This window comes from Cohnella ginsengisoli (assembly GCF_029525555.1).
Classification (GTDB): domain Bacteria; phylum Bacillota; class Bacilli; order Paenibacillales; family Paenibacillaceae; genus Cohnella; species Cohnella ginsengisoli.
In genome coordinates, this window is sequence record NZ_JAPDHZ010000008.1 from 378,353 (window position 1) to 391,805 (window position 13,453).

Below are 13,453 nucleotides of genomic sequence, written 5' to 3' on the forward strand. Positions count from 1 at the left end.
TTGCGAACAAATAACTGATCCTCTTGTTTCCGTAGATCATAGACTCTCCCGACGGGATATAGCGCGATATCGGATTTCGGAGGCTGGGCATTCGATACCGCGCCAATCGCAGATTGGGCGCCCGCTACGCCTTGTCCCGGCAGGGCAGCCAGGGATGAGCCAATCATAAGCGCGAGCATACCGGGAACCATCCGCTTGAGTCCCTTTTTCATGGATAAGACCTCCACCATTCTTAATAAATGTTAATTTCTACTAAAATAGACGCTCGAAACCCGCTTAAGTTGCATTTCTCACTCCTCCGGACTTCCTATAAAGTCTTTGCGCATCGTTTACAAAATTCTCCTTCCCCGCTAGTCTAAGAGCATAAAGACATCGACATCCATCGCGCCAAGCGCAAGGAGTTATCCCGCATGGAAACCGTCCGCATGCTGCTGTACAAGCTATCCTTCCGGAGCCGCATGACGATCTCTTTCATCCTGGTCATCGCAGCGGCCATTCTGGTCACGAGCGTCATGTCTTACGTGATCGCGACCCGGGAGCTCGAGGGCAACGCCACGAGTCAAAGTCAGGAGACGCTCAGCAAGACGGCCCAGCTGCTGGACGAGCAGCTCAAAGGCCTGCTCGTATCGAGCCTCACGCTCATGATCAGCGCGCCGTTCACCGAGATGGTCAATCACGCGAACCGCGGCCAGAGCGATGCCTACTACGCGGACCTCAGCGCGCTCCAGACCCCCCTTCACGCAGCTGAAAATGACGAATCCGGCCGTACAATCGATTTTAATCAGCACGCCGATCGGCGAGTTTTTTCCCACCAGCTACTATCGCAATCCGTCCTTTTCCTTCGCGGGCTCGCCCATGCGGCAGGCGATCGACGCCAGACCCGGCATCTCGATGTGGGTCGCGGGGCACGAGGACGCGATTTTTACCGGCAAAGACCGGGTCGTCTCCCTCGTGTTGAGAGCGTTCTCCCAAACCAACAGCGACATCTATCTGGTCATCAACGTCAGCGAATCGGCGATCAAGCGCGTCGTCACGAGCAACCTCGGGAGCGACAGCAAGCATTATTTTCTCGTCACCGACGAGGGACGCTACGGCTTCGATCCCGGCACGGCGCCGCTGATTCCCGAAGCCGGCCTGAACGAATGGGCGCTCGCGTCGAAGGACAAGCCATCGGCGATCTACAAGCAAGACGGCAGCGAGTACCTGGTCAACCGCGCCGCGCTCAAGGTGGCGGAAAATTGGACGCTGTACAGCGTCCAGTCCAAGGACAAGCTGTTCAGGCAGGTCGAGCGGATCAAGTGGCTGACGATCGTCATCATCGGGAGCGGCATCGCCGTCGCGATCCTGATCTCCCACGTGCTGACCGCGCTCCTGCTCCGTCCGCTCCGCGCGCTGCAGCGTACGATCAAGCAGGTCGGGCTCAGCAATCTCGACGTGCGGTACAGCTCGGGCTATCGGGACGAAGTCTCGCAGGTCGGCTACAAATTCAATGCCATGCTCGACCAGATCGGCATCCTCATCTCGGAGCTCGGCGAGCGGGAGAAGGAGAAGCGGATCGCGGAGGCCAAAGCCCTGCAAGCCCAAATCGACCCCCACTTTCTGTACAACACGCTCAACACGATCGTCTGGGTGTCGGAGTCGGGGGCGGCGGACGAGACGCGCCGGCTCATCATCTCGCTGTCCCGGCTGTTCAAGCTGGGGCTTAACCAAGGGTTGGAGCTGACGACGCTCGGCCTGGAGCTGGAGCATGTCGAGCACTACCTGCGGCTCCAGCAGGTGAGCTACGAGGGCTTGTTCGACTATGAGATCCGACGCAGCTTCGACGCTTCGCTGCTAGACATGCCGATGGTAAAAATCATGCTGCAGCCGCTCGTCGAGAACAGCATCCTGCACGGCTTCAGGGATTTTACGGAAGGCGGCCGGATCGTCATCGACGTCGCGGATGAAGGCGATTCGATCCGGATCGCGGTGACGGACAACGGCGCCGGCATGAACGCCGAGGAAGCGACGAGAGCGACCATGCAGGAGCCGCAGGAAGGCGAAGCGATCGAAGCCGGCAGAAAAGGGTACGCGATGCGCAACGTGTACCGCCGCATTTTGCTGCACTACGGCGAACGGGCCGAATTCCTGCTGGAGAGCGAGCCGTTCGTTCAAACGAGGATCACCATTCTACTGCCGCTATCGGGAGGGAACGAGAGATGAAGCCGAAGCTCTGCGTCATCGACGACAGCCGAATCGTATGCAACGGGATCATGAACCATATCCGCTGGGAGGAACACGGGATCGAGCCGGCGGGCGCCGCCATGGACGGCGAGGCGGGGCTTGCGCTGGTGCGGCGCGAGAGGCCCGATATCCTGATCACCGATATCCGGATGCCCCGCAAGAACGGCATCGAGCTGTTCCGGGACGTACTGGACCTCGGCTGGCCCTGCAAGGTCATATTGATCAGCGGCTACACCGACTTCGAGTACGCGCAGGAGGCGGTGCGGCTCGGCGCCTTCGACTTCGTCAGCAAGCCGTTTCTGGCGGAGGAGATCGTGGCGGTCGTGAACAAGGCCAAGGCTCGGATCGAGGCCGAACGCGAGGAAACCGCGCGCGTGCGCGGCCTGGAGAGCCGCGTGCGCGAGAGCCTGCCGCTGCTCCGGCAGGAATTCGTGCAGCTGCTGCTCCGTGTCGCCTCGACGCCCGAGCAGACGGCCAAGCGCTGGGACTTCCTGCAGCTGCCGCCGGCGATGGCGGACTTCGTCGTCCTGGCCGTCGAGATCGACGGCGCGGAGCCGTCCGTCGCATCGGGCGGCATCCTGGACATCGAGCTCGCCCGCTTCTCGCTGTCCAACATCCTGGAGGAGACGGTCGCCCAAGCGACCCGGGGCGTCGTCGTCCGCGACGGGCTGAGCCGGTTCGCGCTTGTCTTGAACGCAGGTCAGGATGCCGATGCCACGAGCCAGCTGGCCGAGCTGTGCAGAGAGCACGTCGAACGCTACTCGCGCCATACCGTCTCGATCGGCGTCGGCTCCCCGGCGCCGACGGTGAGAGAGCTGCCCGAATCGTACCGCCATGCGCTTGCCGCGCTGTCCTACAGCTTCTTCTCCGGCGGCAACAGCGTGTTCCGCTACGCGGACCTGGCCGACCGCCCGGCGGAGACCGAGCCCTACTCTCCGGACAGCGAAAAGGAGCTGCTGCTGTACGCCCGCGCCGGCAACAAGACCCGCGCCCTGGAGGCGTTAAGCGCGATCTACGCCGGATTCGACGACAAGCGGACGCAGGTCGCGCCGGACGGAACGGCGTCCGCCTTCCTCAAGCTGGCGGAGGCGCTGTACGGCGTCCTCGCGGCGGCCGCCGGCAAGGACGCGGACGCGCGCGGCCGGGCGGCGGGCGAGCTCCGGGCGCTGCGCGCCGAGGCGCCGCGGACGCTGGCCGCCTGGAAGGAGACAATAGACCGCGTATGCGCGGACGTCTGCGACCGGATCGCCGCGGAGCGGACGCACGAGTCGGAAGCCGATATCCAGCGTTCGGTCGCCTATATCAGAGCGCATCTGCAGGAGTCGCTCACCGTGCAGTCGCTCGCGCGGCTGGCCTGCCTTAGCACGAGCTATTTCGCCAACCTGTTCAAAAAGCAGACCGGCGTCACCGTCGCGCAGTTTATCATCGCGGAACGGATGAACCGGGCCAAGGAGCTGCTCGCCGAAGGCAAGCAGGTGCAGGAGATCGCCGCCATGCTGGGCTACGAGGACCGCGTGTACTTCAGCGACGCGTTCAAGAAGCATACCGGCCTCACGCCTTCCGAGTACAGACAGCGCATCTCCGGTTAATCGTCGTTTTCCCCCCTCTCGATTCGCGTTTACCCCTCCTCCCCGATTCCCCGCGCGCTGTTATTGTTTGTATCAGAGGGGCGGCGAGTGACCCGCGGATGCTCGCGCCCCTACCAACGGATGATCCAAGAAGGGGAGAACAGTATGGCTAGAAAATGGTTAGGAATCGCGCTCACGGGAATCCTCGCGTCGAGCCTGGCCGCCTGCGGCGGCAACAACGAAGGGAACGCGTCGCCTTCCGCCTCGAGCGCGCCGTCCGGAACCGGCGCGGCGTCCAGCTCGCCGGCAGCTTCGCCTGCGGCGTCGCAAGCCGAACCGGTCAAGCTGAACTTTTGGACGCCGGACCGCGGCGCGACCGACCACATCAAGGCGGAGATCGCCCGGTACAACGAGACGAACAAAGACAATATCCAGGTCGAAGTCAACATCATGGCCGAAAACTACGATCAGCAGCTGGACATCGCCTTCGCGTCGAACCAGGCGCCGGACATCGTGCGCGTCAACGGCCTGCCGAGCCTGAGCGTATTCGTGAAAAAAGGGTATCTCGCGCCGCTCGACGATTTGCTGACGCCCGACATGAAGGAACGCTTCGGCTCCCTGCTCCGCGAAGGCGTGAACCAGATCGGCGGCAAGACGTATACGCTGCCGAACTACGGCACGACCCAGCGTCTGATCTACAACGTCGAGCTGTTCGAAAAAGCCGGCATCAAAGAGCCGCCGAAGACGCTGCAGGAGATGATCGACGTCGCGAAGAAGCTGACCGCGGCGGGCAAAGCCGACGGCGCCTACGGCATCGCCGGCAACCTGAAGAGCACCGGCTCCGGCCTTCGCTTCGCCGACCCGATCGGGATGCTGAGCGGCATGGGCAGCAGCGGCTACGATTACAAGAAGGGCGCCTTCGACTTCGCGCAGTTGAAGCCGATCATCGAAGCCTACCGCCAGATGAAGCTGGACGGCAGCTTCATCCCCGGCGTCGAGCAGCTGGATATCGATCCGCTGCGCGCGCAATTCGCGGAGGGCAAGATCGGGATGTACGTCTCGACCGCTTCCGAGCCGCTCGTGTACAAGAACCAGTTCCCCGCGAAGATCAAATGGGCGTCGGCGCTGCCGCCGACGATCGACGGCCAGCAGCGAGGCATCGTGCCCGTCGGCAACGCAGGCATCTTCATCGGACTCAGCCCCAAATCCGAGCATAAGGAAGAAGCCTGGAAGTTCATCGAGTGGATGTACAGCGACGAAGTGCTCAAATCGTATCAAGAGGACGGCGTCGGCCTCTCCGTCGTGCCTTCCGTAATCGCGAAGGCGGGCAAACCGGAGATCAACGGCATCGACGGCTTCATGCCGACCAAGTTCGACGCGATCATCCCGCCGGTGCCGATCATCGCGATCGAAGGCATGGGCTACCAAGAGGCGCTCATCAAGTATATTCTCGTCGGCGGCGATCTGGATGCCGTCATCAAGGATCTGAACGCGAGATACAACGCCGCGCTCGACAAGGCCAAGGCGTCCGGCGAAGTGAAGGCCGAGCCGATGCCCGACTTCGATCTTAGCCAGCTGCAAGGCACGCTCGCGAAGTAATCCGGCATTGCCGCAAGAGGGGCCTTTCAGCCAACGACTGAGGGCCCCTTTCTTTTCCACCGGAAGGAGATACCCGCATGCACCGCACCCGAATCAAACTGGAGGCCGTCGCCTTCACCCTCCCGAGCCTGCTGCTCACGCTCGCGCTCGGCATCTATCCGATCTTCTGGGCGATCCGCTACATGTTCTACGAGTACGCGGGCTACGGCACGCCCAAGTTCGTCGGGCTTTACAATTTTGAAAGGCTGTACCACGACGAGCGATTCTGGAACGCCGTGACCAACACGCTGGTATATGCCGGCGGCAAGCTTCTCGTGACGCTGCCGCTGTCGCTGCTGCTGGCCGTCCTGCTGAACCGCCGCATGCGGGGCGCGGGACTGTTCAAGACGATCTTCTTCATGCCGACGGTGCTGAGCGCATCCGTCATGTCCATCGTTTTCTACGTCATCTTCAACTCCTACAACGGCATGCTCAACCAGCTGCTGCAGCAGATCGGCTTGTCGCGCGGCGTCGAATGGCTGGGCGCGAACTACGCGATGCTGACCATGATTCTGATCGCGATCTGGGGCGCGGTGGGCAACTACATGCTGCTGTTCCTCGCCGGCCTGCAGGGCATCCCCCGCGACATCTACGAGAGCGCGTCCATCGACGGCGCCCGGCCCGTCCAGCAATTTTTCTACATTACGATTCCGATGCTGGGACCGGTACTGCAGATGGTCATGCTGCTCGCCATCACCGTCTCCCTCAAGGGCTACGAGAGCATCATGGTGCTCACGCAGGGCGGGCCGTTCGGCAAGACCGACGTCATGTTCCTGTACGTGTACAAAATGTTTTTTCCCGTCGCCTCGACCACCGCGGAGGTTCAGCAGTACGGCTACGGCAGCGCCGTGGGCTTCGCCGCGGCCTTGCTGATCGGCGCCGTCACGCTGATCTACTTCTATGCGTCCAAAAAACTCAATTCGCTTTATTAGAAAGGGCGTATCGCCATGAACAGATGGTCCAAGCGGCCTTCGGGGGCGAACGTGCTGGCCGGGGCATTTCTCCTGCTCGTGGCCGCCGTCATCCTCTATCCGGTCCTCATGGCCGTGCTCGGCTCGTTCAAGACCAACGCGGAGCTAAGCGGCGGCGGCTCGTTCTGGCCGGCCCACTGGCAGTTCGCGAATTATTCCAAGGCGTGGAAAGGCGCCAACTTCGCGCGCTTCTCCTGGAACAGCTTGTTCGTCAGCGTAGCGGCGACCGTCGGCACCCTGATCGTCGCGGCCATGGCGGCGTATGCCGCGGACCGGCGCGATTTTCCCGGCAAAAGGCTGGCGATCGCCGTCCAGGCCTCGACGATGTTCATCTCCATCGGCGCCGTCGTGCTCAAGCCGCAGTTCGACCTGATGGTCGCCGTCGGCCTGCACCGCACGCTGTGGGGCGTCGTGCTCATCCTGATCGCGGGGCATGCCGGCACGTACTTCATGCTCGCGAGCTTCATGCGCTCGATCCCGCGCGATCTCGACGAGGCGGCCATGATCGACGGCAGCGGCTTCTTCCGCACCTTCCGCTCGGTCATCCTGCCGCTCCTGAAGCCTGGACTTGGCGTCGCCGGCCTGTTCGTCTTCCGCAGCGCCTGGAACGAGTACATCCTCCCCTCCGTCTTCACGATGACGAATCCCAAGCTGCAGACGCTGACGGTCGGGCTCGCGAACCTGCGGTACGGCGTATCCGCCGCCATGCAGACCGATCTGATGCTGGCTGGCGCCTGCATCTCGCTGCTGCCGCTGCTGCTGGTCTATTTGCTCGCCAACAAATCCTTCGTTCAGGTTACGGCCGGTTCGGTAAAGGGGTAGGAGCGTGACGAACATGCCGACGACGAGAAGCCGGGCGAACGGCTACTATTTGACTTTCGAGGAATTGAAGCAAGCGGCCGCCGCCTATGCGGCAGGCCATCCGGCAGGCGCGGCGGAAGCGCTGGAAACCGCGGAGCGCGCGAGACGGGGGCATTTCCGCGTCCCCTTCTCGATGATGGCCGGCGAATGGGTCGACCTCGGGACGCCGATCGACTGGCTATACAACCCTTCGCGCGACCCCGAGTTCACCTGGGTGCTGAACCGGCACGGCCACCTGCGGGCGATGGGAAAAGCGTATCTGCTGACGGGCGACGAATCGTATGCGCAGGACGCCGCGGCGCAGCTGACGGATTGGATCCGAAGCTGCCCCGTCCCGGAGGGAGAGGCGTACGAGGAAGCCGCTTATTTTCAGAAGCCGGGTCCGTGGCGCCTGCTCGAGACCGGCGTGCGCCCGCTCTCGTGGATTTTCGCCTATGCCTGCATGGAGCCGGTCTGGCAGCGGGATGCGGCATGGCTGGCGCAGTTCGAGGATGCGCTCGCCGCGCATGCCGCTTATCTTGCAGCATATCTGGGCGATCCCGCGATCAACCACGCCATCATGCATATGCAGGGGCTGCACGCGATCTCCGCGCTGCTCGGCGACCATCCGCGCGCCGCCTTCTGGCGGCAGCTGGCGCTGGAGCGCCTGGAGCTGTGCATCCTGCGCCAGGTCGGCGAGGACGGCGTCCAGACGGAGCTTGCCGTCCACTATCACAATGCCGCGATCGAATGCTTCGCGCTCCCTTATCTGTTGGCCCGCAAGACGGGCGACCGCTTCCCGGACGCCTATCGCGCGCGATTGGCCGCCATGGCGGACTTCGCGGCCGCGACGGTCCGGCCGGACGGCAGCTCGAGCCCGCTGTCGGACTCGGACCGCAACCGCTGGGGAGCGCGCATGCTGGCGTTGCTCGGCGAGGTGCTGGAGGACGACGCGCTGCGGGCGCGCGGCGAGCCGGATTGGGAGGATGTCTGGATCGCGGGCCAGGCGATTGTCGCGGGATGGGCGGCGCGCGAAGGCGAGGACGGTGTGGGTGCCGACGGTTCGGGTGCCAACGGCATCGGCGCTAGCGGCGCGGGTATCGGCGGCGCCGGTGCTGGCGGCTTGGAAGTCGGCGGATCGGGTGCACGCGATGCGGATACCGCCCCCTCGTATCTTGTCTTCCCGCATGCCGGCTATCACGTCTTGCGCGATCCGCGGCACTACCTGCTGTTCGACGCCGCGCCGCTGGGCGGCGCGCACGGACATGCCGACGCGCTGCAGTTCGAATGGTTTTACCGGGGGCGCGCCGTTTTCCTGGATAACGGCAGGTACACGTACGAAGAGGGCGCCGACAGGCGCTATTTTAAAGGAACGGCGGCGCACAACACGATCGCGGTCGACGGTCTCGACCAGACGGAATACGTGTCCAGCCAGCGCTGGTCCGACCGAGAAGCGGCGGTCACGCTTCACCGGTCCGTGCATCAAGCCGACTACACCTTGCTGGACGCCTCCCACGACGGCTACTCGCGCCTGCCGGATCCCGTGACGCATCGCCGGTGGCTGATCGTCGACCGGCAGCTGAACTTGCTCATCCTCGTCGATTGGCTGATCGCGTCGGGCGGCCACCGCTTGTCGCAGCATTTCTACCTGCATCGGGATACGACGGTCAGCGAAGCGGAGGGTGGGTTTGCCTATTGCATACAGCCTGAAGGGGGGGGGGGATGCAAGACTTCGAATGAGCTGGCATTTCGGCGGCGCTTGCGAGGCGCCTGCCGTTTCGGACCTGACCGGGTACCGTTCGGACAGCTACGGGACCAAATACGAAGTGCCGGCGCTTCGGGCGGATGCCGCATTCAGAGGCACCGCCGGCATCGTCGCCGTCGTCGCGCCGCACGACGATTCGGATCCCGGCTGGCGATGCATCGCTTGCCGGATCGACGAGGAGACGCTGGACGTCCGGATCGAACTGGAGAACGCAAGCGGCGGCCGGTACCGGCTGGACGCGAACCCGGAAAGCTACGAAAGAATCCTGATTTAAGCGCAATCTCGATTTCTCGCTTGAAGGAACCGCTACTAATTCAGGAGGTTCGATAATGGGAATTTCGACGAGCAAAAACGCTTATGCAAGGCTGATCCAGGTTCTAATCTGCTGCAGTCTGCTGATCGCCTTCGCGGCCGTGGCACCGAAGCCGGCAGCGGCGGCCGGGGAACGGGAGTCCGCGTCGCTGAACGGCATCTGGGACTTCTATCCGAACGGCGGCACGACCCGGTACGACATCGTCGTCCCCTCCTATTGGGACGAAGCCGAGAACTTCGGTTATCCGTCCAGCTGGGCGACGCTTAATTACGGCGTATACAAGCGCAATTTCACCATTCCCTCTTCCATGTCGGGCAAAGAAATCTTCCTCGACTTCGATCAGATCGCGCCGCTCGCGAAGGTATTCGTCAACGGCACGCCAATCGCGACCGACACGAACGGCTACCTGATGACCCGCCTGCCGTACAAGCTGGACATCACGTCCGTCGCGAACGCGGGCGCCTCCAACACGCTCGAGGTTCGCGTCTGGGGCCTGCAGTCCTTCCCGGCCGACGCGATCGAATCCGGCACCGGCAAGCCGATGTACCCGATCGGGCTGGACAACATGCCCTGGGGACAAGGACGGGGCATCAAGGACGACGTGCATCTCGTCGCCTATCCCAAGCTCTACATCGCGGATACGCAGGTCGTGACGAACCTGCAGAACAACGCCGACCCGTCCGACGACGTCATCCAGATCGTGACGACCGTCGTCAATAAGACGGCGACTTCCCAGACGGCGACCGTCAAGAGCGCGGCGACGCTTGTCGGGGGCGCGCTGGAGAAGAGCTTCGCCGACCAGAGCGTCACCGTCCCCGCGGGCGGCACCCAGACGGTGGTCTGGAACAATATCTCCTGGACCAACGCCAAGTATTGGTGGACGCACGATCCGAAGCTTTACAACCTCGGCGTCAGCCTCGTTCAGTCCGGCGTCACGGTCGACAGCAGCACGACCCGGTTCGGCTTCCGGGAGTTCACGAAGACCTCGAATTACTTTCAGCTGAACGGCATCAAGACGAACCTTCGCGGAGACGCGCTTCAGTTCAACTGGCGCGCAGGCAGCGCGCACGGCTCGATCCCGAGCGCTTCCCAGAGCTTTAAGGATTCGAACATCGCCCAGGTCAAGAAGCTGATGGACGAGTGGGTCAAAACGTACAACGTCGCGCGCACCCACGTGGGCGGAGCGATTGACGAGCTGTACGACTATGCGGACGAGATCGGACTTCTGATCATCGACGAGACGCCTTTTTGGCAATACCAGGTCACCCAGGGCTTCGGTACGACGGCGATGAGCAATGTGTCCAAGTGGACCAGTCAGTGGGTAACGGCGCGCCGCAACCATCCGAGCATCGTGATGTGGAGCGGAGGCAACGAGAATTGGGGAACCGAGAGCTCGCTGCTGCCCGTCGTGACGACCGCTATCCAGAGCGCGGATACGAGCCGTCCGATTATGCAGGACGACTTGGAGACCGACTGGGAATTTAACGATCACTATACGGGCGGCTATCCGATCGGATATATGAATCACGCGAACTTGTACGGGCTGTATACGAACAACGCGACGAAGCCACGCGGCGAGGGCGAGGCCTACACGCCGTCGCAGGGCTGGCCGACCCTGAACGCGGACGGGAGCTATAACGGCGCGACGCTCACGAAAGACCATCTGAACGACAATATCGTCTCGCAGGCCGTCTGGCACCGGGCGACCGACCGGATGGTCCGGGCCATGCGATACGCCGGCTTCGCGGACATCCGTTATTACGCCGACTGGATCTATGCGTATGAACCGATCGAGGCAACGCTCTATCCGACGTGGTCCGATATGACCGCGCCGGGCGTGAAGCCGGTCAAGATCGACCGTCCGGTCGTCAACGTCTTCTCTTCGGCGTACCCGACGGTCATCCCGTCCGATTCTTACGAATACACGAAAAATTCGTTCTCGCCCGTCGCCGCGTTCGACAAGGTCGGGGACCAGAACAACCGGATCGGCGTGGCGCCGACCGTATTCGCCGGCGGCAGCGCCGCGTCCCGGACGATCATCGTCTACAACGACGAGCAAAGAGACGGCACGGCCGTCAACGTCAACTGGGAAGCCGGGTATGTGGATCCCGCTACGAATGCCTATACATCGTTCCAGACCGGCTCCTTCGCCGCGACGGTGGCGTACGGCTCGAAAACGGAACAGGCGATCAGCTTCACCGTGCCGACCGGCGTCTCGGCCAAGTGGCTGACGCTCAAGCTCACGGCGAGCAAAGGCGGCGTGCAGAAGTTCCAGGAGACCAATCAGCTCGGCGCCATCGGCAGCGTTCCCGCGCCCAAGATCAGCGTGACGCCCGCCATCAACGTCGGCGTCAAAAACCCGGCGAACGCCTCGCAGCTGCACAAGATCAAGCTGGTCAACAAAGGCGGCGGCCTCAGCACGAACTGGACGGTCGCCGGACAAGGCGGCTTCCTCACGCTGACGCAAACCTCGGGCAACCTGCGCGGCGAACACGAGCTTTATTTCACCATCAACACGAACGGATTGTCGCCGAACACGGCTTATACGCGGACCTTGACCTTTACCGAGGCAAGCGGCTCTTCCGCTTCGGTCGTCATCTCGTTCACGACGGACGCCAATCCGGGCGGCGGCGCAAGCGGGAATTTCACGGACGACTTCGAGGACGGCAGCGCGGCGGACTGGACGACGAACGGCGGCACGTGGAGCGTCGCGACCGACGGCTCGAAGGTGCTCCGGCAGACCGACGCCGCGGCTACCAACGTATCCGCGCTGAACGGCTCGGGCACGTTGACGGACTATGAGCTCTCAGCTAAGGTAAAGGCGACTTCGCTCGGAAGTCTGGCGGGAATCGGACTTAACGCGAGGTTCCAGGATACGAGCAACACCTACAATTTCCAATACTACACCGTGGGCAATCTGATTAAGATTCAGAAGGCCGTCGGCGGCACGTGGACCACGCTTGCCTCGAAGGCTTTCACGTTCAACACCGGCACCTGGTACACCTTCAAGGCGGTCGCCGTCGGCAGCACGCTGGAATTCTGGGTCAACGGCGTCAAGGAGTTGACCGCCACGGACAGCACCTTCGCGTCGGGACAATTCGGGCTGAACGCCCACCGCGCCGACGCCAGCTTCGACGACGTCGTCGTCTCGCCGGTGCTGCTGACGGACGACTTCGAAGACGGCAATGCGAACGGATGGACGACCACGGGCGGCACTTGGGCGACGGCGACGGACGGCACTTACGTGTACCGGCAGTCCGACAACACGGCGGCCAACGTCCATGCGCTCGCCGGCACCGCAAGCTGGGATAACTACGCGGTGACCGCGCGCGTGAAGGCCGGTTCCTTCAATGGCACCTACTCCGGGATCGGCCTCGATGCCCGGTACCAGGACGCGAACAACCAGTACAACTTCACCTATTACAGCGGCGGGTCGGGGACCGTCAGCACGCTGAAAATTTCGAAATGCATCGGCGGCACATGGTCGGACATCGTTACGGTGCCCTTTACGATGACGACGGGTACCTGGTACACCTTCCAGGCCGTCGCGAACGGCAGCAGCTTGTCGTTCTGGGTGAACGGCACGCAGATGCTGTCCGTCACGGACACGAGTCTGGCGACCGGCAAAGCGGGTCTGAGCTCGCACCGGGCGCAGTCGAGCTTCGACGATGTGCGGGTGCTTGATCTGTAAGCAGGGAGCATGAGAAACGGAGCCGGGAAAACGGAGAATGGAGAGGACCTATGAAACGGAATGAAGAATGGCAGCCCGCCGAACCTGGCGTGCGACGCAGAATCGTAGCCGCCGGCACCGCCATCATGGGGATGCTCGTCGAGTTCGAAGAAGGCGCCGAAGGCGCGGTGCACGCGCATCCCCACGAGCAGCTGACGTACGTCGCGAAGGGCGAGCTGATCTTCAAGATCGGCGATGCGGAGCGCCATGTGTCAGAGGGGGATGCGGTGTATATCCCCTCCAATGCGCTTCACGGCGTCCGGGCGCTGACGCCCGCCGCGCTGTTCGACACGTTCACGCCGCTGCGGGAGGATCTGCTAGCGACGATGAACGTGTCGGGCGAATGACGTTAACCGGCCAATGTAGCTGACGGACACCTCTTCCGGCACCTTGGCTCGCTAACCC

The 13,453-nt window shown here is 62.9% G+C and carries 8 protein-coding genes; all 8 read left to right on the forward strand.

Annotation, left to right across the window (positions count from 1 at the left end; genetic code table 11):
• The first annotated feature begins 696 nt into the window (after window positions 1-696).
• The 8 genes from OMP38_RS32525 (at window position 697) to OMP38_RS32560 (ending at window position 13,395) form a co-directional block, all read left to right on the forward strand.
• Entirely contained in the window at window positions 697-2,202 is a 1,506-nt protein-coding gene (locus OMP38_RS32525) for a sensor histidine kinase (RefSeq protein ID WP_277568737.1), read from the forward strand.
• Entirely contained in the window at window positions 2,199-3,812 is a 1,614-nt protein-coding gene (locus OMP38_RS32530; RefSeq protein ID WP_277568738.1) for a helix-turn-helix domain-containing protein, read from the forward strand. Before OMP38_RS32525 ends, OMP38_RS32530 begins: the two co-directional genes overlap by 4 nt.
• 144 nt (window positions 3,813-3,956) lie before the next feature.
• Entirely contained in the window at window positions 3,957-5,390 is a 1,434-nt protein-coding gene (locus tag OMP38_RS32535) for an ABC transporter substrate-binding protein (protein WP_277568739.1), read from the forward strand.
• A gap of 77 nt (window positions 5,391-5,467) precedes the next feature.
• On the forward strand, window positions 5,468-6,361 hold the full coding sequence (locus tag OMP38_RS32540) for a carbohydrate ABC transporter permease (protein ID WP_277568740.1): 894 nt from the start codon (window positions 5,468-5,470) through the stop codon (window positions 6,359-6,361).
• 15 nt (window positions 6,362-6,376) lie between these two features.
• Window positions 6,377-7,222, forward strand: a complete 846-nt coding sequence (locus OMP38_RS32545) for a carbohydrate ABC transporter permease (RefSeq protein WP_277568741.1) — start codon at window positions 6,377-6,379, stop codon at window positions 7,220-7,222.
• A 13-nt stretch (window positions 7,223-7,235) separates the two neighbouring features.
• On the forward strand, window positions 7,236-9,335 hold the full coding sequence (locus OMP38_RS32550) for an alginate lyase family protein (RefSeq protein ID WP_277568742.1): 2,100 nt from the start codon (window positions 7,236-7,238) through the stop codon (window positions 9,333-9,335).
• Window positions 9,335-13,009, forward strand: a complete 3,675-nt coding sequence (locus tag OMP38_RS32555) for a 3-keto-alpha-glucoside-1,2-lyase-like domain-containing protein (protein ID WP_277568743.1) — start codon at window positions 9,335-9,337, stop codon at window positions 13,007-13,009. The genes OMP38_RS32550 and OMP38_RS32555 overlap by 1 nt, the downstream gene beginning before the upstream one ends.
• A 50-nt stretch (window positions 13,010-13,059) precedes the next feature.
• The gene (locus OMP38_RS32560; protein WP_277568744.1) at window positions 13,060-13,395 is read left to right on the forward strand and encodes a cupin domain-containing protein; all 336 of its coding nucleotides are present in this window, start codon (window positions 13,060-13,062) and stop codon (window positions 13,393-13,395) included.
• Window positions 13,396-13,453: the final 58 nt, after the last annotated feature.

Excerpts from the sequence above, each read along its gene's own strand:
- OMP38_RS32525 (WP_277568737.1), top strand. The coding sequence starts at position 697 with ATGCCTACTACGCGGACCTCAGCGCGCTCCAGACCCCCCTTCACGCAG.
- OMP38_RS32560 (WP_277568744.1), top strand. The coding sequence starts at position 13,060 with ATGAAACGGAATGAAGAATGGCAGCCCGCCGAACCTGGCGTGCGACGC.
- OMP38_RS32530 (WP_277568738.1), top strand. The coding sequence starts at position 2,199 with ATGAAGCCGAAGCTCTGCGTCATCGACGACAGCCGAATCGTATGCAAC.
- OMP38_RS32555 (WP_277568743.1), top strand. The coding sequence starts at position 9,335 with ATGGGAATTTCGACGAGCAAAAACGCTTATGCAAGGCTGATCCAGGTT.
- OMP38_RS32545 (WP_277568741.1), top strand. The coding sequence starts at position 6,377 with ATGAACAGATGGTCCAAGCGGCCTTCGGGGGCGAACGTGCTGGCCGGG.
- OMP38_RS32535 (WP_277568739.1), top strand. The coding sequence starts at position 3,957 with ATGGCTAGAAAATGGTTAGGAATCGCGCTCACGGGAATCCTCGCGTCG.
- OMP38_RS32550 (WP_277568742.1), top strand. The coding sequence starts at position 7,236 with ATGCCGACGACGAGAAGCCGGGCGAACGGCTACTATTTGACTTTCGAG.
- OMP38_RS32540 (WP_277568740.1), top strand. The coding sequence starts at position 5,468 with ATGCACCGCACCCGAATCAAACTGGAGGCCGTCGCCTTCACCCTCCCG.